The organism is Gemmobacter denitrificans, assembly GCF_036964905.1.
In the GTDB taxonomy this organism is placed as follows: domain Bacteria; phylum Pseudomonadota; class Alphaproteobacteria; order Rhodobacterales; family Rhodobacteraceae; genus Gemmobacter; species Gemmobacter denitrificans.
Genome location: NZ_JBALHR010000053.1, coordinates 1 through 877 on the forward strand (window position 1 = coordinate 1; position 877 = coordinate 877).

An 877-nucleotide genomic window follows, 5' to 3' on the forward strand; every position below is an offset into this window, starting at 1 on the left:
TTGTTGTAGGCACACGGTTTCAGGTTCTATTTCACTCCCCTCCCGGGGTGCTTTTCACCTTTCCCTCACGGTACTGGTTCACTATCGGTCACTAGAGAGTATTTAGGGTTGGGAGATGGTCCTCCCAGATTCCGACGAGATTTCTCGTGTCTCGCCGTACTCAGGATACTGCTAGGTATAAAGACTATTTCGAATACGAGGCTATTACTCTCTTTGGCCTACCTTCCCAGGTAGTTCTTCTATAATCTTTAAGTCCACGTTGCAGTCCTACAACCCCGAAGAGTAAACTCTTCGGTTTGCCCTCTTGCCGTTTCGCTCGCCGCTACTAAGGCAATCGCTTTTGCTTTCTCTTCCTACAGCTACTTAGATGTTTCAGTTCACTGCGTCTTCCTCTACATTACCTTAACAGTAATGAGTGACAGGCATTACCTGCCGGGTTCCCCCATTCGGACATCTCTGGATCATTGCTCACTTACAGCTCCCCAAAGCATTTCGTCGTTAGTCACGTCCTTCATCGGCTTCTAGTGCCAAGGCATCCACCGTGCGCCCTTATTAACTTAACCTTATTTTGGCCTTTCGACCTAACTCATTAAATATTCACAGCGTTTCGGTTTATTTTCTTGTTACTATCTATATGTAATTACTTACATATGGAATTTGATATAGATATTCAATTTTCAATGGACAATACTTGAATCTTTCGATTCAATGGAGCCTAGCGGGATCGAACCGCTGACCTCCTGCGTGCAAAGCAGGCGCTCTCCCAGCTGAGCTAAGGCCCCACAAGACCTCTCAAAACTAAATAAGAAACTCAAGTACATTCCGTTTTTCCTTAGAAAGGAGGTGATCCAGCCGCACCTTCCGATACGGCTACCTT

Annotated in this window: 1 tRNA gene and 1 rRNA gene; both read right to left on the reverse strand. The window is 45.8% G+C overall.

The features are described from left to right. Positions 1 to 563: ribosomal RNA gene (locus V6590_RS20790) — 23S ribosomal RNA — on the reverse strand; the annotation flags it as partial. Positions 564 to 709: 146 nt separating this feature from the next. Then, a tRNA-Ala gene (locus V6590_RS20795) sits at positions 710 to 782 on the reverse strand. Positions 783 to 877 lie beyond the last annotated feature (95 nt).